The sequence below is a fragment of the Bacillus sp. FJAT-26390 genome (assembly GCF_001682865.1).
Taxonomy (GTDB): Bacteria; Bacillota; Bacilli; order Paenibacillales; family Paenibacillaceae; genus Pristimantibacillus.
Genome location: NZ_MAQX01000022.1, coordinates 541,200 through 562,278, shown reverse-complemented (window position 1 = coordinate 562,278; position 21,079 = coordinate 541,200). Strand labels below are relative to the sequence as shown.

The 21,079-nt window shown below is 51.0% G+C and carries 13 protein-coding genes; 4 read left to right on the top strand and 9 right to left on the bottom strand.

What is annotated here, in order from left to right; translation table 11 throughout:
* Window positions 1–285: 285 nt before the first annotated feature.
* Window positions 286–1,638: an ABC transporter substrate-binding protein gene (locus tag A7975_RS19615; protein WP_065386198.1), complete on the bottom strand. Its 1,353-nt coding sequence runs from the start codon at window positions 1,636–1,638 to the stop codon at window positions 286–288.
* A 27-nt stretch (window positions 1,639–1,665) separates the two neighbouring features.
* Window positions 1,666–3,471 (bottom strand): cache domain-containing sensor histidine kinase, encoded by a 1,806-nt coding sequence (locus A7975_RS19610; protein ID WP_053374925.1) that lies wholly within the window; start codon window positions 3,469–3,471, stop codon window positions 1,666–1,668.
* A gap of 253 nt (window positions 3,472–3,724) precedes the next feature.
* Here A7975_RS19610 and A7975_RS19605 point away from each other — a divergent pair, with 253 nt between their 5' ends.
* Window positions 3,725–6,460, top strand: a complete 2,736-nt coding sequence (locus A7975_RS19605) for an alpha-mannosidase (protein WP_065386197.1) — start codon at window positions 3,725–3,727, stop codon at window positions 6,458–6,460.
* Window positions 6,461–6,594: 134 nt separating this feature from the next.
* Here A7975_RS19605 and A7975_RS19600 read toward each other — a convergent pair whose 3' ends face one another.
* The 4 genes from A7975_RS19600 to A7975_RS19585 form a co-directional block, all read right to left on the bottom strand.
* A complete protein-coding gene (locus tag A7975_RS19600) occupies window positions 6,595–8,226 on the bottom strand; it encodes a response regulator transcription factor (protein WP_053374923.1) in 1,632 nt (543 codons plus the stop codon).
* Between the two features lie 191 nt (window positions 8,227–8,417).
* Window positions 8,418–9,752 (bottom strand): DUF445 domain-containing protein, encoded by a 1,335-nt coding sequence (locus tag A7975_RS19595; protein ID WP_065386196.1) that lies wholly within the window; start codon window positions 9,750–9,752, stop codon window positions 8,418–8,420.
* Entirely contained in the window at window positions 9,752–11,032 is a 1,281-nt protein-coding gene (locus tag A7975_RS19590) for a DUF445 domain-containing protein (protein WP_065386195.1), read from the bottom strand. Before A7975_RS19590 ends, A7975_RS19595 begins: the two co-directional genes overlap by 1 nt.
* Before the next feature lie 108 nt (window positions 11,033–11,140).
* Entirely contained in the window at window positions 11,141–12,040 is a 900-nt protein-coding gene (locus A7975_RS19585) for a DMT family transporter (RefSeq protein WP_065386407.1), read from the bottom strand.
* Between the two features lie 118 nt (window positions 12,041–12,158).
* Between A7975_RS19585 and pdxR the strand changes: the two genes are divergently transcribed.
* Window positions 12,159–13,562, top strand: a complete 1,404-nt coding sequence (gene pdxR, locus A7975_RS19580) for a MocR-like pyridoxine biosynthesis transcription factor PdxR (RefSeq protein WP_065386194.1) — start codon at window positions 12,159–12,161, stop codon at window positions 13,560–13,562.
* Window positions 13,563–13,594: 32 nt separating this feature from the next.
* Here pdxR and A7975_RS19575 read toward each other — a convergent pair whose 3' ends face one another.
* Window positions 13,595–15,931 carry a glycoside hydrolase family 95 protein gene (locus A7975_RS19575; RefSeq protein ID WP_065386193.1) on the bottom strand — a complete coding sequence of 779 codons (2,337 nt, stop codon included), beginning with the start codon at window positions 15,929–15,931 and terminating at the stop codon, window positions 13,595–13,597.
* Between the two features lie 95 nt (window positions 15,932–16,026).
* Here A7975_RS19575 and A7975_RS19570 point away from each other — a divergent pair, with 95 nt between their 5' ends.
* Window positions 16,027–16,902, top strand: a complete 876-nt coding sequence (locus A7975_RS19570; protein WP_065386192.1) for an AraC family transcriptional regulator — start codon at window positions 16,027–16,029, stop codon at window positions 16,900–16,902.
* Between the two features lie 169 nt (window positions 16,903–17,071).
* Here the strand turns inward: A7975_RS19570 and A7975_RS19565 are convergent, their stop codons facing one another.
* Both A7975_RS19565 and A7975_RS19560 read right to left on the bottom strand, forming a co-directional pair.
* Window positions 17,072–18,694 (bottom strand): S-layer homology domain-containing protein, encoded by a 1,623-nt coding sequence (locus A7975_RS19565; RefSeq protein WP_082198307.1) that lies wholly within the window; start codon window positions 18,692–18,694, stop codon window positions 17,072–17,074.
* 207 nt (window positions 18,695–18,901) lie between these two features.
* On the bottom strand, window positions 18,902–19,984 hold the full coding sequence (locus A7975_RS19560) for a glycoside hydrolase family 172 protein (protein WP_065386191.1): 1,083 nt from the start codon (window positions 19,982–19,984) through the stop codon (window positions 18,902–18,904).
* A 177-nt stretch (window positions 19,985–20,161) separates the two neighbouring features.
* On the opposite strand from A7975_RS19560, the gene A7975_RS19555 reads away from it, so the two are divergent.
* Window positions 20,162–21,067 (top strand): AraC family transcriptional regulator, encoded by a 906-nt coding sequence (locus A7975_RS19555; RefSeq protein WP_065386190.1) that lies wholly within the window; start codon window positions 20,162–20,164, stop codon window positions 21,065–21,067.
* The last annotated feature ends 12 nt before the right edge of the window (window positions 21,068–21,079 follow it).

Genomic DNA, 21,079 nt, shown 5'->3' with positions numbered 1-21,079 from the left:
GTGATACTTTTATTCTAATGGAGGCTATAAGGGCTTACTATGAGCCATTCTTATACTTTGTGGTTTAGGTTTATCCTCCTCGCCTCTGGCTTGTCCTTGCAGGCGAATGAGAGAGGAATACGCAGGATATCTAGCCTTTGGTGAAAGCATGCACGTAAATGCACTAACCAGCATTCAGCGTATAACCAGCTCAATCTAACTAGCATGAGTTACCCGCACACCCTCTTGATACAAAAAAAGCTGCCCCACAAGGCAAATACCTTGTTAGACAGCCTATCCGGCGAATTACCGCTTCCACTTCTTCCGCAATTCCAGCGTTTGTTTGTTCCATGCTTCCGTCTCCGCAATGATCCGGTTGATATCATGTCCCTGGAAGACGATATCGTTAATCACGTTGATCCAGTTGTACTCGGAAAACCCGGGAATCGTTGCGCCTGGCAGCACGAGCCCGTTATCCTTGGTCATCTTGACCGCCTCTATGTTTTTCCCCTGCCACAAAGGAACCTGATCGATATACGCCGTCAGCTCCGGCTCGATGACGGAGGCGTTGGCGCCCTTCTCGATCTTCCACTTTTGCGCCTCCGTCTCGAATTGGAAGCTAATCCATTTGTACGCCTCCTCCTTATGCTTCGAGCCGCTCAGCAGCGCAAGCGGACCTAGAATATGGAAGGAAAATTGGTTAACCTTGCCTCTAGGAAAGGGCAGGATATCCCATTCAAACTTCGCTTCCTTCTGCAGCTTTGGGAGCAGCCAGTCTCCGCCGATTTCAAATGCGGTTTTGCCATTGATGAATTGTTTGACCACGTCGCCCTGCTCTGCCGATTTGCTCCATGACAGCATCGAGCCGTCCTTGGTGACGAATTCCGTCAGCCAGCGCACATCCTCCATAACAGCCGGCGTGTTAAGCAGGCTTTGCGTCAGTCGCTCATTCAAATAGGCTAAATTCGGAGCGTGTCCGTCGGCCGCCGCTTTCATCGGGAGCAGGCGCATCACGAAGTCGCTGCTCGTTGTCAGGCCGTATTCGCCCGCCGCAGGCTCCGTCACTCGCCTTGCGATATCTCGAAAATCATCAAAGGTCCAATTATTCGGCGGCATATCTACGCCATGCTTCGCAAGCAGATCCTTGTTCACGACAATCCACATCGGCACGTCAACGAACGGCACCGCAAGCCTGCGGCCATTAAACGCCATCGTATCGAAGTAACCGTCAGGCAGCACCTTTCCTTGGAAGGAAGCATCGGCGTCCATATACGGCTTCAAATTTTCTAAGAGGCCATGCTGCTCGAAGCGCAGCAGGTCACCCACGACCCACGTCAGATCAGCAGGCGTACCGGCAGCTTGAAGCGCAAGTATTTGATCCAAAATGCCGTCATCGCCGCCCTCGATTGGAATGGGCTCAATCGTAATCCAAGGATATCTCGCATTAAATTTGTCATACAGCTCCTGGTACGTATCATCGGCCCAAGTCAGCAGCTTCAGCGTGACGGGAGCTTTAGCAGGTTCCTGCTCCTCGTTCGTCGTGCGAACTCCCTTTGCCGCATCTCCGCCTCCCCAGCCATTGTACGAGCAAGCGGTAAAAACGAGCATAAAAATCAGGAGTAAACTTATAACAAATGTGTTTGTACGTTTGTTTTTCAAGGTTATGCCTCCTTAGATACTCACGCTTCACCCATTCCCAATCGCATCCAAATCCTGACCTTCCTTCAGGATAGGATGCCTTAACGTAATCTTCGTGCCTATTTCGGGCCCTGTCTCGATCTGGAGCTTGTACGCGTCGCCAAAATAAAGCTTTAACCGGTCGTTCACATTGCGAAGCCCTACTCCCCTGCGCGTATGGGAGAACTGGACGCTAGGCTCCTCCTCCTTCTCCAGCTGCTCCAGAACCGAAGCCGGAATGCCTTTTCCGTTATCGCTCAAATCGATAACGATGTCGTCGCCTTCTTTTCTAGCCGATATGATGATTTTGCCCTTCTCAAAATTGTCCCGCACGCTGTGCTGAATCGCGTTTTCCACAAGCGGCTGCAGCAGAAGCCGCAAAAACGGCAAATCCATCGTCGCTTCCTCGCAAGCATACAAGATGCGAACTACCTTCCCCATTCGCGCTTGTTCAATTAACACATATGCTTTGACCTGCTCGATCTCGCGGCGCAGCGTTGTAATCTCCTTGCCCTGGTTCAGGCTGAGCCTTAGCAGATTGCCGAGCGCCGACACCATCTCGCTAATGTCGCTGCGGCCATGGTTTTCCGCCTTCCACCGAATCGATTCCAACGTGTTATACAAAAAATGCGGATTAATCTGATGGCTCAGCACTTGGAATTCGAGCGCTTTTTTGTTTCTCTCCGAGCGCGCTGCTTCCTTAATCAACCCTTCAATCCTCTGCACAAGGCTGCCAACCCCTCGGTAAAGCCATCCAACCTCGTCCTTACGCGACGACCATGGAAGCAAATAATGCAGATTGTCCGCTTCCAGCCTTCTCATAATGCGAACCAGATGAGCAATCGGCTGCGTGTAATAGGCGGTAATATAAAAGACGACGCTAATGCAGCAGACCAGATAGACGATCAGAAAAATAACGAGCATCCGGTTAATCTCATCAATCGTTCCCGTCAGCTCGTGCAGGGGAGTCAGACTGACGATGGTCCACGGATGGTTTGCCATTTTAATATAGGTCGCCAGATAGGTTTGCCCATTGAGCGTAATGGATTTGGAGCCTTCATCCCCGGTGTTCATATAGGAGATAAAGGGGGCTGACGGAAACTCCTTGCCGGTCCATTCATTAGCCGATGAATCGTAGTGCACGACGCCCTTCTCATTGATAAGCAGCAGCTTCTGGTCCTTCAGCTGGTCGGATGGCGAGAAATAACGTTTCAAATAGTCCTCGGATAAATCCGTAGCAATGATCCCTCTAACTTTCTGGTCGTACAGCCCCGAAAAACGTTTGACATAGGAGAGCAGCGGCTTTGCGTATTTGCCCTGCTGCGGCATGGTCAGGTACCAAGTCGGGCTGACTGTCGCTTTGGAGCGCTGGAACCAATACTGGTCGCCAATGCGAACCGATTCATCTATCGTCCTCATGTACGAGGGATAATCGGTTGGCTTGATCGGATAAACCTTGACCCTGAACCCATCGATCGCCGGAGTAGCATGATACAGCACGGTCAACAAATTAACTGTAAACGCTTCCTCTTCTGCTTGGTCCTTTGGCTCTTTTTCGAGCAAATCCTGAAGCGCTTTATTGCCGATCACTTCATTAACCTGATCGTTTAATTTATTGAGATAGATTTCAAAGTTTTTTCTCGCTTGGAGAAGATAACTCATGGACATCGTCGTATTCGTATTGGAAATGCCCTCAATCGATTTGATATGCGCATAATACGCGAAGAGCAGAAACGGAACGATTATGATCATAAAAAAGATTAGAATCATCCGATTGCGGAAGGATGAGGCCAACCGAAAGGAAACTTTATTCATCTGCATGTACCTTCCTTCGACTATGCTGCCCCCTGCGCGCAGGTAGACTTGTCCTCGATTTTATACGCATTACTGTTCATCCTGCAAGATGCAATTTCCTCTTATGCAGGAGCATCTCTATGCCTTTTGGCTCTTTCGGCCCGAAACGATAATAATTCCCCTTAAAGTTTGTTTTTCCCTCATTGTGACCAAGCTGCGGATTCATTACACTATTCCCGTAATACCTAACCTTTCACGGAAAAGAGGAACAACGATGACTGCATCGAAAAGGGTGGTACATGTCATTTCCCACACCCATTGGGATAGAGAATGGTATATGCCTTACGAGGCCCATCATGTGAAGCTTATTGAAACGATGGACACGCTGCTGGAAACGTTCGAGTCCGATCCTGATTTCCGCAGCTTTTATTTGGATGGGCAAACGATTATTTTGGACGATTATTTGCAGGTATACCCGGAGAAACGCGATCAAATCCAAAAGCTTTGTGATGAAGGCAAGCTGTCGCTTGGCCCTTGGTATATTTTGCAGGACGAATTTCTTACGAGCAGCGAAGCGAATGTCAGAAACTTGCAAATCGGGCACCGGGATGCGGCAAAATACGGACCGATCTCGAAGCTTGGCTATTTCCCCGATTCATTCGGCAATATGGGCCAAGCCGCGCAGCTGCTCAGGCAAGCGGGCATCGACACCGCCGTCTTCGGAAGAGGCGTCAAGGCTACGGGCTTCAACAACCGAGTGGAGGATAGCACCGGCCTTGAGTCTCCTTTCTCCGAGCTGATCTGGCAGGCGCCTGACGGCTCCAGCGTACTCGGCATCCTGTTTGCCAACTGGTACAACAACGGCATGGAAATTCCGGTAGATCCGCTGAAAGCGAAGCCTTACTGGGAGCATCGTTTATCGCGCGCGATGCAGTATGCGTCAACCTCGCAGCTGCTGCTCATGAACGGCTGCGACCACCAGCCCATTCAGACGAATCTCTCTGAAGCGCTTCGCGTTGCCAGGGAGCTCTTCCCGGACTACGAGTTTGTGCATTCTAACTTTGATGACTATATAAAGGCCGTTCAGGCCGAGCAGCCGCCAACCTTAAGCTTGACGCGCGGCGAGCTTCGCGGACAGCAGACGGACGGCTGGTATTCCTTAGTCAATACCGCTTCCGCCCGCGTCTATATCAAGCAGCTGAATCAGCGCAATCAGACGCTGCTGGAGAAAGTTGCAGAGCCGATCGCAAGCTTAGCGCATCAGCTGGGCAAGCCTTACCCGCATGGGCTGTTCCAATATGCTTGGAAGACATTGATGCAGAACCACCCGCATGACAGCATTTGCGGCTGCAGCGTAGATGAGGTCTACCAAGAGATGCAAACGCGGTTCGCCAAAAGCATGGAGGTAGGCAAAGCTTTAACGAACGAGAGCGCCAAATTCATAAGCGCAAAAGTGAATACGAGCCATTTTGCAGCATTTGGAGAGTCCGCAGCGCCTTTTGTCGTTTTTAATACGAGCGGCTACGAGGGCTCGTCTGTCATAACCGTTGAGGTTGAATGGTCGCATCGCTTCTTCGATCAGAGCGAGGACCCTGTGGCCATTGCCGCTCTCGTTAAGGAGCGGACGCATGCCGGTGGTTATTTGGTTAACGCTGCCGGAGAGCGGATCGCGTTCACCGTGCATGATTTGGGCGTGCGTTTTGGCTATGAATTGCCAAGCGATAAATTCCGGCAGCCTTACATGGCACGCGCGCTGAGCATAACCTTCGAGACGGGAACGCTTCCTTCCATGGGCTACAGCTCCTTCGCTTGGATACCAAGCGAGCATGATAGCAAGCCTGAAGCCGATAAACGCGAGACCTTGGTGACAGGTACGGCAACGCTCGAAAATCGTCATCTCAGACTGACCGTTGAGGAGGACGGAAGCTACGTTGTTTATGACAAGCGAAGCAGACAGCTGTTCCTTGATCTCGGCCAGTATGAGAACGTTGGCGATATCGGGAACGAATATATTTTCAAACAGCCAGCTGGCGATTTGCCGATTACGACAAAAGGCAGCAAAGCCGAAATTCGGATTGTTGAGGATTCGCCATACAGGGCCGCCATCGAAATCGTGCATCGGCTATCTATTCCTGCACGGGCAGATGACTTGCTCGCGGAAGAAGTCCGGACGATGGCCCCATTCCGGCAGCGGAAGGCTGGCAGATCCGACTTGCTTGCTCCGCTCGTCATCGTAACCCGCGTCAGCCTCGAGCGCGAAGGCACAGGCGTGCATGTTCATGCGCGTATTGAAAACCAGTCCGCTGATCACAGGCTGCGCGTATTGCTGCCATCGGATATTCTGGCAACAACCCATTTTGCGGACTCCATCTTTGAGGTCGCAGAGCGCCAAAACGTACCGTCCAAGGAATGGGAAAATCCAAGCAACTGTCAGCATATGCAAACCTTTATCGACGTGCACGCAGATCAAAGAGGCTTAACCGTCGCAGGCAAAGGCTTAAATGAATACGAGGTGCTCCTGGACGGAAGAAACACGATCGCGTTAACGCTGCTTCGCTCGGTCGGAGAGCTTGGCGACTGGGGCGTTTTCCATACGCCTGAAGCACAGTGCCTTGGCACGAACGAAGCGGAATGGATGATCATTCCGTACGGCGATGCCGCGGACCGCTTCGATGCTTACCGTGAAGCGTACCGGTTCCCCATTCCGCTGACTGCTGTCCTTACAGGGGTTCATAATGGCGAGCTTGCTGCTTCGCATGATTTTCTCAAGTGGAACGGCGACCAGCTTGCGTTCTCCAGCTTGAAGATCAACGAAGAGAGAGGCGACAGCATGGCGCGGTGGTATAATTTAGCCGGCACGTCTGCGAGCTTAGCCATTCATCCAGACGCTGCTTCCGAAACCTACGTAAGCAATATTATGGAAGACAAAAGCTCCGAGCAGGTTAACAATACGGTTCAAGTAGGTGGCTATAAAATTGTAACGATCGGCTTATCATCAGAATCGAACTAATTCATTACTATCATTTGCATCAACGTTTAACGCAAAGAGGCAGCTTCCGAAGGTTCATGCTATTTCCACCTTGGAAGCTGCCTCTTGCTGTCATAATGAATGCCATTGTTCCTATTTGCGGGTTACCGCAGCTTTTATTCGTCAGCAATGCCCCTTTGTCGTCTATATTCTTTTGGCGTGCAGCCGACTTGCTTTTTGAATAGCTTGGAAAAATGCACCGGATCCTTATAGCCGACCTGATACGAAATCTGGTACACCTTATACTGGATGTCTCCCAGCATTTCCTTCGCTTTCTCAATGCGTATTTCCGTCAAATATTCCAAGAAGGTTTTCCGCTTCTCTTTCTTGAACAGCTTGCTCAGCCATACGGGCGTGACATGAACGGCCATCGCCACGCTTTGCAGCGTCAAGCTCTCCGCATAATCGCGGTGCAATATTTTTTCCGCCTCATAAACAATCTGGCTTGGCGTTGCGGATAGCTTGCGAAAGTCTGCCGCAATCGCTTTCAAAAATAATTCCGTCTGTACGCGCAGCGACTGCAGCGTATCATATTGCTCCAGCTGCTCCCAAACCGCAATCGGGTTGCTGCCCCAATTTTTATTCGGAATGCCGGCCGCCGCTGCTCTTCGAAACACCTCAAAGAGCCATTCGAATATTTTCTGCTGGATATCCCGCAATTGGCTCAGCCGCCAAGCTTGGACCATCTCCACAAACCGATCCATCGCCGCCGTTATTTCATCATCTGATCCGTATTTGACGAGATCAAGCACCTCCTCGGGCTCGCCAAGCGACAAGTCGCCTCCATCGCCTTCGTAATAAAGCCCCTGCTCCGTAAATAATCGATTGCCGCCATATACCGCCTTCTGCTCCAATACGTTCAGCGCTTCCGCATACATTTCATGAAGATGCTCGAACGTGCAAGGTGTCGTCCGCATGCCAGCGCTCGCCTTCACCTTCACAAAATCATTGATTCGCTGCAAGCATAGCTGCGCCATGCCCCGGCTTAGCTCCGCATGCTCTGGGCGCGAGCAGCCTAAGATAACGACCCAGCGGCTGCTGCTGTCGGTGCAAAGCGCGAAGGGGTGCGGATATTCCTCCTCCAGCGTCTGATTGACCACATTGCCGATTCCAAACAGCACCAGATCCTTCTCCTTCGTGTGGCGGTTCTCAATCGCCTTCAGATCATCGGCTTCCACGACCACAAGCGTCATCTGCTGGTTTGCGATCCACTCCAAGCTGAGCGTCTGCAGACGATGGCGCCGCCTCGCTTCCCGGTAAGGATCGTAATCCTGCTCAATCATCTCTCTGAGCAGCTCCTCGCGCATTTTGGGTATGGCGAATTTAACTTGGTTGATTAGCAGCTGTTCGTTATGCTGGTCCATTTTTTTCTTATGGATATGGTCCATCGTTTTGCGAACGATTTGGTCCAGCTCCTCCAAATTGATCGGCTTGAGAATATAATCCAGCACGCCGATTTGCATCGCCTGCTTGACCAGCTCAAAGTCATCATAGCCGCTGACAACAATCGCCTCCGGCTTATAATCCTCCACCTTACTCAGAGAGCGGAGGAATTCTAGACCGGACATCCGGTTCATTTTAATATCGGTAACGATCAGATCAGGCCGCTTATCCATTGCGAGCATCAAAGCTGTATCTCCGTCATCGGCCACCAGCACTTCCTCGATGCCAAAATGATCCCAAGGAAAGCGGTTACGTAAACCTTCGCGGATTTCGAATTCATCGTCCACTATTAGCGCACGCAGCATCCTCTCACCTTACCCCTCTTGCATTTTCATTAACCTTGCTCATTCTAGCTGTTGCTTACCTCCATACTACCTGACTGTATTTTGGATTGCACGGGGGTAAAAGCAAACTTTATGGTTTACTTTTAAATGAATTGGCATACATGAAAAAAAAGCCCTCGCCATTAGCAGCGCTAATGAGTGAGGGCTTCCCGTTAAAACAAACGCAAAATCGGCTCATAAACGCCATAAAGCAACAGATAAAAGGCTGCTCCCAGCGCGGAGCCAATATACGCTCCATTCAGTCGGATGCGCTGCAAATCGGTCTCGACTTTGCTTTCAATAAAGTGCACCAGCTTCTGCTCCGTAAAGCTGTCCAGCGTCTTGCGCACAATGACTCCGATAATCGCATGCTCCGTCTCAATCATTTTATGAACGAATTTCTGGGCGTACTGCTCCAGCCAGCCCTTCGTTTCCTCATTCGCCTTAAACCAGTCCCAATAAGACATGACAAATTGATTGATCAAATCCTTAATATCCGCTTGGTTAACGGAATGCTTCTCTTGCAAGGCCAGCTGAAGCCCCTGATCCTTCATCAGCAGCTGCCGCAAATTGCCAAGCAACGCCTCAATCGAAGGAAGGAAGGAAATCTTCTCGATAACCTCGTCTCTCCACTCGTTGACGGCTGCAGATACGTCTTCGCGATTTTGCAAATGGTCAGCCAGCTGGTATACCATGTTTTCGAGCAAAACACGAAGCTCATGCTGAGGATTTCGCAGGTCATCGATTAATCGCTGCAAATCGCCATGCAGCACGTTTGCCGCATCGTCGAGATTTAGCGCGTTGGTTGATTCTGCGATTTCTACCGCCATTTTTTTGAGCCACTTGGAAAAAATGCTTCCTTGGTTAACGAATTTCTCCTTCTCCTTGCCAAGCAGCTCCCTTATCGCTACTTTCGTCTGCTCATCGGCTGCCTTAACAGCTGCAAACTCAACTACATAGTTGAGCCAGCTTTGAAAATTGCCCTGGTCCATTACCCATTTCAGCGCCTTGCCGGCATATGGCGACATATTAACGCGGCTTAAGCTTTTGCGAGCCTTCTCATCCAATACGACGGATATGCCCTTGAAATCCAGCTTAGCCAGCAGCCCCGACACGAGCTTCCAGCCCTGCTCTGCGAGCATGCCGCCTGGACGGCGATCTACCCAAGCTATCGCGATCTCCACCAGCGAAATCTGGCTCACTTTATCCTTCAACAAATCTTTGCTGAGCAGCTGCTGCTCAACCATGCTCGCGACGCCTTCGATAAGCTTATCGCGATTTCTCGGAATTATTGCGGTATGCGGAATCCACTTCAACCCAAATGGATGACGAAATAGTACCGTTACCGCAAATAAATCAGCTAAAGCGCCAACAAGTCCCGCTTCGGTCGTATAGAGCAGCATGCGCGTCCACCAGTTGTTCGGGAACACATATAAGCAGCAAGCAGCAAGGACGAACAAGACGGCTAGCAGCATCAGGCTGCGATTTGCTTTTTTTCTCATTGCCATTACGCTTGCCCTCCGATCCAAAAGGTTGCCAAATGCAGCACCACGCCAATAAGCGCTCCAACCCCTATGCCGTTAATTCGAATGTACTGCAAGTCACGCCCTGCTTTCTCTTTAACGAGCTCGATAAGCTCCTCCTCAGAGAAGCTGTTCAGCTTGTCGGTTACCATTTTGCCGATGTACGAGTGCTTCTGCTCCATCCATTTGAGCACGGTGGTCTTCACGTATTGATCGATGCGGTTGAGCAGCTCCGCATTGCCTTCCAAATAAGCAATGCCTTCCTTCAGCTTCTCCTCAATCCAAGGATATCGCGTAATCTGCCCTTCCGCGTTCGCTGCCGCGGCACTGCGGATAGACTCGAGTCCCCGCTGTATGTAAACATCAAGCTTTACCTCTTCCTTTACAGAAGAAAGAAGGGTCGTCTTGCCCGCTTCAATTCGGTTGCGCAGCTGCTCGTCGGTACGCAGCCTTTCAACAAATTGCGCAATGAATGCCTTGAGCTGGATGCGCTGCGGATGATCTTCCGAATGGAATTTCTCCAAAAATGACACCAGCCACTGCTGCAACCTGCCGCTAATATTCGCCGATTCCAGGCCCGCTGTAGCATCTATCAGCTTTCTTCTAAATTGATCACCCTCATAAGAACGAATCGCAGAATCAACGATTTGGCTGATTACGGTGCCAAAAGCGGCCGACTTCACGATTTTTATGAGCTCCGGGATCAAAAATTCGATCATACGGTCATCGTAGCCATTACGGATCGTCCAATCGCCGGCATCTGCCGCGATATCCGCGACCGGTATCGAATCGGCATGCTCAAACAAGAAGATTTGTACCGTTTTGGCCAGCTCCTGCAAATCGATTGTCGTAATCACATCATCCGCTAGCTGCTGCAAAATATCGTTTACGCCTTCTTCGCCGCCATGCTGCTTCAAATAGGTGACCAGCACATCCGCAATGTTGTATTCGTCAAGCCTTTCCTTAATGTTCGGGATGGTCAGCAATTCATTTTGCACCATCTTCACAAGCTCGCCAATCAATCGCTCCCGGTTGCGGGAAATAATGTTAGTCCCCATCCATTCCGGCCATTTGATCCGCAAAGGATTGCCGAACAATGCGCCAACCGCAAAGGAATCGGCAAGCCCACCGATCGTTGCCGCACTAAAGAGCGAAAAGAAAAGTCCCCCAATAAACGTATCGTGAAAGGGAAATGCGGCAAATATTCCGATAGCCGAGAAGAGCAGCGCCAAATCCGCTTTTTTCTTAATGCTGAATTTATTCATAGACAAGCTCCATTCCTGATGATCGTTACCTGAGTAATTATCCCATAACTATGTAGTATGAAACAATGGAGCTTTCAAAACATCTATTTTATCCTCGCAAAACCAGATTTATTTTGTGCTTCTAGATACCTGCCATATGCCCCAAAAAACAAAAGCGGCGCCTGCGACATGCGCCCATGAAAAAGGTTCATGGAGCACGACATAGGAGAGCAGCAAGGCGCTGACTGGAATGCAGCTCGTATAAACGGCGGCAGTACCGGCGGGAACCTTGGCGACGCCGCGGAACCAGAGGATATAAGCTAGTGCCGTAACGAAAATGCCATAGTAAAGCAGAAGCCCGATATCCCCAAAGCTTAACTCGCCAAAATCGTAGGTTAAAGCTTCCGCAAACGAAAAAGGCAAAAACATTAAGAACGAAAAAAAGGTCACATAGGTGGTGCCGAGCAAGGAGGAGACGCTGCTGGCTGTCATTTTTCGCAAAATGGTAAGCATCGCCTCCCCGATAACGGCGCCTAAAATGAGCAAAAGCCCGATGTACAGCCCCTGCGGCCGTGACTCGGAGGATGGCAGCAGCCAGCCGGGCAACTGCAAGCTCAAAACACCCAACAATGAGCAAATGATGCCTATTTTGAGCCGTGCCGTAACCAGCTCCTTCAAGAAAATAACCGACAGAAACGCCACGATGGCCGGGGTTAGGCTCGTCACGATGCCCGCCTCCGTTGCAGGCGCAAACCGCAAGCCATACAGCATAAGCACCCGAAACATGAACATGCCAAGAAACGCCTGCAACAGCAGAAACAAAAGATCCTTCTTCCCAACCATGATCGGAACGCTGCGTTTTCGCAATAAGAGTGGAATTAAGAGCAGCAAAGCAACCGATAGGCTCATACTCTGCGACAGAAAAACAGGCATCTGCATGGTAGTCATTTTGCCGGCGACAACCGAGCTTCCGATCAGAATAGCGGCAATGGCAAGCTCGAAATAAGCAAAAATACGGGAACGATTCAAAAACAACAACCCCTCTTCTATTGGTTCCTATATACTGTAGCAAAGGGGAATTGGCTTGTTGTAGTGCCACTCACAAACCTATTTGAAGGTACCGCTTTACGGGGGAGGACTGGAATATTTGTGGTTTTCTATTGATAGGCAAGCGACTGCGCCTATGTTTCGCCAAGTGTTTAATGCGCTGCAAGCAGCGATTCTTACCGGTCAGCTGCAAGCCGGCTATAAGCTGCCGTCCACTCGGGAGCTGGCAGAGCAGCTTAATGTCTCGCGCAATGTCATACTGGAGGCTTACGATCTGCTGCTTGCCGAAGGATATATTAATGGCCGCTCAGGTGCGGGAACTTATGTAGCAGAGGGCGCTTGCCTTATTGGCTATACGTCGGCGGAGACTGATGATGAATCTTCCGCTTCGTCCGCAGTTTTGAAAGAGCCGGAGCAGCCTTTTCTTTCCTTTCGTACCGGCCTTCCTGCTCTGGAGCTATTCCCAATGAAGCAATGGGGCTCCATTCTTCAGAGAGTCTGCATGGACCTATCAACCGCGGAACTGGCGTATGGCGACCCTTCCGGAAATTTCGAGCTGCGCCAATTGCTCGCACAGCATTTGCGGCGAACGCGAGGGGTAATCAGCAAGCCTGAGCATATCATCATAACGAATGGCGCCGTGCAAGCACTGCAATTGATCGTCAGGCTGCTGCTCCAGTCCGGTGATGTTGTTTTGGCGGAGGACCCTTCCAATGACGATTTAAGAAGCATTTTGACCTCTACCGGCGCTGTGCTGCAAGACATACCGGTCGATGATTCGGGCCTTCAATCGCAAAAGCTGCCGCAGGACGTCTCGCCAAAATGTATCTACGTGACTCCCTCGCATCAATTTCCGCTTGGCGGCATTTTACCGATTCAAAGGCGGATTGAGCTAGTGGAGTACGCCCGCCGCACCGGCAGCTTCATCCTTGAGGACGACTATGACAGCGAATTCCGATATGACGGCGCTCCCGTCCATTCCCTGCAGCATTTATGCCCGGAGCAGGTCATCTACATCGGAACCTTCAGTAAAATAATGTTCCCCTCGCTCCGGGTCGGATATATGATTGTTCCGGAGTGTTTAGTAGACCGCTGCAGACAGCTTAAGAAGCTATCCGACTACCAAACGCCAAGCATCGAGCAGCTTGCCTTGGTACGTTTTATGGCGAAGGGATATTTAAATGCCCATATTTTAAAAATGAAAAAGCTATACAAAAGAAGACGCGAGCAGCTGCTTAGCGCCTTGCACGAGCATCTGGACGTGGAATTCCGGGTGCTCGGCAAAGCCGCCGGCTTGCATCTGGTCGTGGAGTTTTCTGACCCGCTCCCGGTTGGCTTCAGCGACAGGCTAAAGGAAGAAGCCGTACACGCCGTGAGATTGCCTGAGAACAGGCTGCTGCTTGGCTACGGCCATTTGGATGAACAACAGATTTATGAGGGGGCTTGCCGGATCGGCAAAGCTATGAAGAGCAAAAAACCAGCCTATTCCCTTGCACTGGAATAGGCTGGTTTTTTGCATGGTGCTATTTATTCGCATTAGTTTATAGCGCTTTGGATGGGAGCGTGCGCAGCAAGCACATATTCGTCTCCTGCCGCTGCCATCCAAGCAAACAGCCCGTCTTTGCCGGCAACACCCTCTACCGCAAGACCATCCTTCATCACGATGATCGGACTGTTCGTTTGAACCGAGCATAGCTTTGCGGCACTTGCGCGAATACGGGCCTCTGCCAGCTTCCCATTCGCCCAGCGCATGTCCACCTCGAAGCCGCCTCTGGCGCGCAAGCCCGTTATTTCACCCTCCGCCCATGCCGCAGGCAATGCCGGCAGCAAGTGAACGCTGCCCGCATGGCATTGAAGCAGCATTTCCGTTATGCCTGCCGCACCGCCGAAATTGCCGTCAATTTGGAACGGCGGATGATTATCGAATAAATTCGGAAGCGTCGAATGGCCAAGCAGCGCATGTACGTTTTCCAAAGCCTTCTCGCCATCCTCCAGCCTCGCCCAGAAGTTGATAATCCAAGCCCGGCTCCAGCCTGTATGTCCACCGCCGCTTGCGAGCCTCCGATCAAGTGTCACTCTCGCAGCAGCCGCCCATTCCGGGGTGCCTTTAACCGTGAAGCGCTTGCCGGGATGAAGGGCGAACAAGTGGGAAATATGCCGATGCCCAGGCTCCGCTTCCTCATAATCGTCCATCCACTCCTGAATTTGTCCGTACTTGCCGATTGCAGGCTCTGGCAGCCTCGCTCTCATTTGCTCCCACTTTTGCCGCTGCGCCGAATCGATACCAAGCACCTTAGCAGCTTCAACACAAGCTGTAAACAATTCATGCAAAATCTGGCTGTCCATAGAAGCGCCGATACAGAGTGTGCCTGATTCCCCGCTTGGCAGGATGTACGTATTTTCCGGTGAAACGGATGGATTGGCGACGAGCAAGCCGTCTTCCGTCTCCGTCAAAAAATCTTCGAAAAACCGTGCCGACTCCTTTAAGGTCGGATATATCCGATCAAGGAATGCTGCATCAAGCCCATACTCATAGTGCTCCCATAAATGCAGGCACAGCCATGCAGCTCCCATCGTCCAATAGGACGCGGGCAAATAAATATCCTGCGGCGCGGTATCGCCCCAAATATCGGTATTATGATGGGCGACGAAGCCTCCGCAATCGTACATGGCTTTGGCGGTTACTCTGCCCGGCTCGCGCATCCTTTCAATAAGATCGAATAATGGCTCATGGCATTCAGCCAGATTGCCCGTCTCGGCATGCCAATAATTCATTTGCGCATTGATATTAATCGTATATTTGCTGTCCCATGGCGGAAGCATTTGTTCGTTCCAAATGCCTTGCAGATTGGCAGGCAGCGAGCCGGGCCGGCTGCTCGAGATAAGCAGATAACGCCCATACTGATAATATAGCGCCGTCAATCCCGCATCTGCTTTGCCCGCTTGAACGAGCGTTAGCCGCTCGTCGGTTGGCATAGAGGCAGCGCCCGGGCTGGTCGTGCCATCATCTGCTAGTCGAAGCTTCACCCGCTCCGATAGGGAAGCGAAATCCTGAATATGGCGGGCTTTGAGCGCCTCATAACCCGCTGCCGCTGCATGAGCTCCCGTACTTACCGCATAGGATTCTGGATCGCCATGGCGGAACGACGTCGCTGCTGTTAACAGCAGCGTTACGCTGTCTGCCCCTTCTACAACCATGTGCTCGCCGATAATCGATACCGAGCCGCCTGCCGCAACCGCTCGCAAAGCCATTCGAAAATCCGAGCCGCCTGCTCCACCGCATACGCCGCGCATAACAATCGTACTCTCATCGGCCTTCACAAGCTCGTCATAGTATCGATTTCTCCCACGCTGCAGTCGCGCTGTAAAGCTGATGCTGCCCGGTTTATCCGCGGTTAACCGCGTTGCAAGCACCTCATCGGGAAAACTCGCAAACGTTTCACGGCGATATGACGTGCCCCCTTTGCTATAATCAACCGCTGCGATCCCGCTGAATAAATCCAGCTCTCTCGCATAGGCGTGCACTTCGTCCTCGTTCTTATAGCGGAAGTTCAGCTGCAAATCGCCTAGCGGCATGTAATGGCGCTGCGTTTCAGGAACGCCGGAGAGCGCCATCGCAGAGAGGGAATGCGCCTCCCGCAAACGCCCTTCTTTTAATAGCGTCCGAATGTTTTCAAGCTGAGGCAGCGCATCCGGATTGTTGCGGTCGCGCGGCCCGCCATACCATACGCTGTCTTCATTTAGCGCAATTCTCTCCTGATGCGTGCCGCCATGAACCATGCCGCCCAGCTTTCCGTTGCCAATCGGCAGCGCCTCCTCCCATACCGAGGCTGGCTGCTTATACCACAAACGATTTTCTGCTTGCTGCGTCATCTGCGATTCTCCTTTTAATCTTTTATTTGATGGAACAATCCATTACTATATTTAGTAGTTAATCCAATAAAACTTCAGATGGCGGTGCTAAGCAGGTGATCAGGACAAATGAACAACATGCGCTTTCCGATTTGCTGCAATCGCTGCAGCTGCAGCTGCTCATCGCGCATAAAACGCTGGTTCCGCTCTATTGGGGAGAAACCGACTCCTATCCCGATTACAACAAGCTGTATTTCATTTGCGAAGGGGAGGGCTGGATACGAATCGGCGATGACGATTATTATCCGCAGCCTGGACAGCTCTTTCTTACTCCCGCCCATGCGAAAGTTTCCTTCTCGACCTTAAACGAGCGTCCTTACTTAAAATATTGGTGCCACTTCAGCATTCTGGCGGGCCCTCTCGACCTGTTCCAGTGGATTGGCGTCCCTCTTTGCATTCCTGTCCAAGACATCGACAACATGACTCGTTTGTTCCAAGAGCTGATCGCTTGGCATGAGCAAACCTCAATCGTCGCCCGGCTTCGCGAAAAAGCATTGCTGCTTGAAATCGTCAGCCTCTTCCTTGACAGCGTTCCGATTCGCGTGCTCCAGCACCGAACGGAGGAGATGAACCGCTTAAACGTCATTGCGCATTTTGTGGACAGCCGCCTTCATACGAGCATTAACGTCGATCAGATGGCTGAGTCCGTCCATCTTCACCCCAACTACTTCAGCTCCTATTTCAAAAAGCATTTTGGCATTCCGCCGCTTAAATACGTCAGCCGCAAAAGAACCGAACGCGCGAAGCAGCTGCTAACGACCACTTCGCTGAGCATCAAAGAAATCGCCGATCAAACCGGCTTCAAAGAAACGAACCATTTCACTAAGTTTTTCCGCAAGGAAGTAAGCTTATCTCCAACTGAATACCGTGCTGCCTATTCGAAACAGCATCCGCTATCTCCCGCTACCCTCATTATAAAAGCGCCTTCATAAACAAACGATGGAAGAAACTAAGATAGAAGGGTATAAAACTAAGGAGTGTCCCGCTAGAGGCACCTCCAAGCGCCGCACTTGCGTGAATAGAGCTAGAAACTAAAGCTACGGCTGCAACAAAAATAGGACGGAGCAGATGTAAAATCCTGCTCCGTCCTATCCTCTAATCCTATTTGTTAAAAGAAGAGATCATCGTCCAATCGTCATCCGTCAGCTGGTTGATCTGCCACAAGGCAACGCCGCGCAGCCCAAGCTCCTTCGCCAAACGCATCTTGGCTTGAATGCTCTGCACGTTCTCGTACCACATCAGGTGCGAGCCTCTTGCATCGGTAAAAGTCACCTTATTCAAAAAGTAAGGCAGCTGCATAACCGATGTCGTATCCGGTGCCGCTATCCGGCTTTCCACGGCGGTAATCGCCGGCGAACGGAAAAATTCCACTTTGCCATCCGTGCCCGTCGTCCATTGGTTTGCCTGCTTCGATATGCCAAGCAGCAGCTTGTCCGCCGGTATATGCTTCAGCGCATCCCGCGCAGCATCGCCCACTAGAGTGAGCGGCGCGGACGGCAGCCCGCTTTCTTCATGCGTAAATTCATAAGCCATCAGGACGACCTGGTCAGCAAGCTCGCCAATCTGCTTGTAATCATAGCCAGCGTAATAATACGAAGGCGGTACAACAACCGTTAAACCTGCATCGCCAAGCTCCGCCTTAATCGCACACAGCAGCTCATTGAGCGGCTCTTTGTAGGAGGCTGGCACAAGTCCCTCAAAGTCGATCGCAACCCTGTCAAATCCGTATGATGGATTGGCGGCTGCCTCCCCTACAGAAACGGCAAATGCTTTGCGGGCATCGGCATCCATCAGAAAATCGCCAAGCTTTTGAAACGTCGTATTCGCAAAAATCATTAGCGTTTTCGTAGACGTACTGCTCTCTGCCGCAGTAATCGCCTGCTTCCAATCGCTTGGCGGCGCCAGCGCAACCGCTGCCTTGCCCGCGCCTTGATAATCGAGCTTCGCCCAATCGAAGATGACCTCGTTTGCGGAAGCGAAGCGCTCGAGCTTCTTATAAGGCCCGGACGCCGCATAAAACGTCGCGATCTCAAGCTGATGGCTGGCGCTCCGAAAGCCGATCATCCGATCGATAATCGAGGCTGCCTCGCGGCGCGTCAACGACTTTTTCGGAAGGAACAAGCCTTTATTGTCGCCTTTCATAATCGCGTCTGCGTATGTCCTTAGCACATAAGGAGCAAGCTTCTGGTCAATCTGATCCTGATCGCCAAAAGCAGCCTGCTCGCGCGCCGGAAGCCAGTCCACCTCAAGCCACTGCTTTTTCTCCTCCGCCGTTTTGCCCTGCAATAAAGCAAAGGCGGTTAATGCCGCCACTTCTTCGCGCTTGATACTTTGGCTTGGACTGAATTTGCCGTCTTTGACAAGCAAGTCCAGCCATCCCGCATCATAGGCAAGCTTGATTGGTCCGTAGGACCAGCGGTCCTTTGCCACATCCGAGAGCGCGGCTGATTTCTCTTTCTCTATTACCGGCTTTACCGATTCTACCAGCAGCTTCACGAACGCTTCTCTAGTAAGCTCTGCATTAGGCCGATAGGTACCGTCCTCATAACCGGATACGACGCCAAGCGAGACTAAACGGTAAATGGATTCCGCCGCCCAGTCCTTCTCCGGCACGTCGCGATATAATTTCAATTGTGCATCATAAGCAAACGCCTGCATAGACGTTCCGATCATGAACAGCATAAGGATCCCAATGAGCATCGTCGTTTTTCCCCGCAACTTCAAATCATCTCTCTCCTTTTAGAGTAAAGCTGTTACTCTATCAATTTGGTCGATAGAATCATATACCATTTCCCATCAAAAGTCCAACTTCCCCAACTTATGGAACTTGCTTCTAAAATGCCGCTAAAAAAGCCATCCGCTCGGAACGTTATCGCTCCAACCGCATGACTTCCCTATCTTTTCCTGCTATTTCATTTACTATTTTAGAAGTCAAATGACTTCCCGTTCGTCGTTCCCCGGCAGAGAAGGATACGAAGCATGCGGCTCCAGTTGGTACCAAAAAGCCGTTGAAGAAATATCGCTTTGCTGCGGCAAATATCTTCCTCCCGAACGCCAGCCTAGATCTTGGATCGTCACCTTCAAGTCGCTATGGAACCGGATCGGGTCCATGATATGCCAACGGTACATGCCAAACCGCTGCTGGCTGCGATATAAGCCGTCCGGTTTAATCAGCTGATGCATGCCTAAGTACGCGGTAGAGTAAGTGCCGTATTGCCCGCGCGGCTGCTCCCAGTTCCATGCGCCGCCAAAATAATCCTCCGTGCCTGTTCCGCAGATCGTCGGAAACGCTTTGTCTCCGTCCATAAAAAACTTAATTTCGCCTTCGCCCCACCAGCCTGTATTGTTGACCTGCCAAGCCAAATAAGTGCCGATATAATGCCCTTTTCCGGTTACGCCGTCGAGTATCGTATGGACTTCGCCGTACGGCACGGGATTGGATCTTCGCCACTGGGCATGGAAATAAGCCATATCATCCGGCACGTCCGTTAGCGTGTAATCGACCTGATAATACAATACGACCTTGTCGGCCTCTTTGTTCTCGACCGTCATTTTCGCATGCTTCCGAAACGGCATCAGCCAGTAGCTGTTCATCCCCCCAGCCGGATTTACGGCAATTGGCTGCGAGTTTACGTCGCTTCGCTCCTGCCAGCCGTTGCAGAAGAAGTCTCCAATCGGAACCTCTACGGAAGGCTGCTCCTCGTCATCCCAATACATGCGGAGAATCATATTTCTCCAGTTCGCCGGAGCGCATGTCAGCCATATATGTTGAATCGCTCCCGGACCGTCGATATCCGCCATCGTAAAGGTCGCTCCAGCCGCGATTTCCACCGAAGGCGACACCTTCCAGCCGATCCCCAAATCCCGCGCGCAATTCGCGCCGGTACCTTCCGTTGCCATACCGCCCTTGCCCTTTTCGCCGTTAAAGTTTTCTGCGCTTATCGAACGAGTCTGCGCATCAGAAACTCTAGCCAAGCTGCCTATGCCCATCTCTAGCCCGTTAAATCGACTCATTACCGAATGCTCACTCCCCATAAATGTCAGTGATTGATCGTTAAACAGCTCCGTCATATAATAGAATATGCTATGTATTGTTACCGTTTACATTGCTTATGTTAGCATAGTTATTTGGGAACTTCTTTATTTCAGCTTGTTATTATTTGTCCAATCCTGCTATTTTGGAGTGATGAAATGGAAGCGTTCTCCGAATCAAAAAAAGGACTAATGGCCAAGCTTTCCCCAAACGTCCGCAGAGCTTGGAATCATCGCGAATCAGGCATGCGCCTGAAAGCCCGGATCATTTTCGACTATGAGCTGCTTTACTTAGAGAAGGGACAGCTAACGTTAAGAATCGACCATACTATCCATAACATCCTGCCCGGTGACATCGTACTGTTTAAGCCTGGCAAGGAGCATGAGTTTATCGAATCGGTCGGCGAATGCTGGATGCCGCATATTCATTTTGACGCGCTCTATGCGGACAATCATGAGGAAGTGCCCATCAGCTACAAAAGCCTGTCCGAATGCAGCGAGCAGGAAAAGGGATGGATTCGTGAAGACGTCTTAGGGTCCGTGCTGCAAATACCGGATGTCATTCGAGTGGACAACCACGGGGAAATATTAAAAACGCTGCAGCAGCTTATTTATGCGTATGAACGGCGTGACCTTGCATTTTACATTTTGCAAAAATCGTTAGTTTTAAAGCTGATCTATCTCATTGCCAAAGGGCTGGAAGCATACGAATTGACTCGAAGCCGCGTCCATCATAAATCACTGGATGCGGCAGCGACACTAATCATGGAACGTTTTGACCAGGCGATCCTTCTTGAAGAGCTGTCCAAAACGGCAACGCTAAGCGTCTATCACTTCTCGCGGCTGTTCAAACAAAAATACGGGCTTACGCCCCATCAATTCCAGATGCGCTACCGCATCGAGAAAGCGAAGCATCTATTAATTTATACGCCGTTATCGATTACGACCATCGCAGAGAAAGTCGGTTATGGCAGCGTCTTCGCATTCAGCAAGGCCTTTAAGCAAATCGTATCGATCTCGCCGCGAAAATTCATCCAAACCTTTACCGGTCTCAATGACCTCTAATAAAAAGTCCCC